The sequence below is a fragment of the Corynebacterium sp. HMSC065D07 genome, from assembly GCF_001810695.1.
GTDB lineage: Bacteria > Actinomycetota > Actinomycetes > Mycobacteriales > Mycobacteriaceae > Corynebacterium > Corynebacterium hesseae.
This window is the reverse complement of record NZ_KV802471.1, coordinates 1-495: the sequence shown is the minus strand read 5'-3', so window position 1 is coordinate 495 and position 495 is coordinate 1. Positions and strand designations below refer to the sequence as shown.

General features: G+C 58.0%; 1 pseudogene. It reads left to right on the top strand.

Annotated features, from left to right (window positions below):
* Positions 1-495, top strand: a pseudogene (locus HMPREF2760_RS09005) (HNH endonuclease); the annotation flags it as partial.

The window sequence follows — 495 nt, the reverse complement described above, 5'->3', positions numbered from 1 at the left end:
GCCTCGGCACCCTCACACTCATCGAGTCCTACACGTCCAAGGTGAAAAAGACCCTTGACGCCTGGAACCTGCGAATCAAACTCGCAGGAACACCCGCACACCGCATCCCCACCGTCGCCGCCACACGACTGAAAGAACTCCGCTCCAAACGCATAGCCAAACCAGGCGTGCGCATCACCTACCGGGAACAAGGCCCCAACACACTCTCCATAACCGACGATGCCACCACCATCGCCAACATGCGCGGCGTCCTAGAATCCACCAACACCACCGACCTGCTTCAAGCCGCCAACGACATCTTCTTCAACAAAGCAGGCGGTTCCAAGCCTGCGGTACGCACCCAAGTCATCGTCACGTTGAACGAACTCGACCAAATCATCAACGGCGACGGGGACGAAATAGAGCTCAACCTCACCAACGGCGGGCGCATGACCGGAGCAGAATTCCTCACCCACAAATTCGCCGAAATAGGGTATGCCACCATCGTGCACCCCA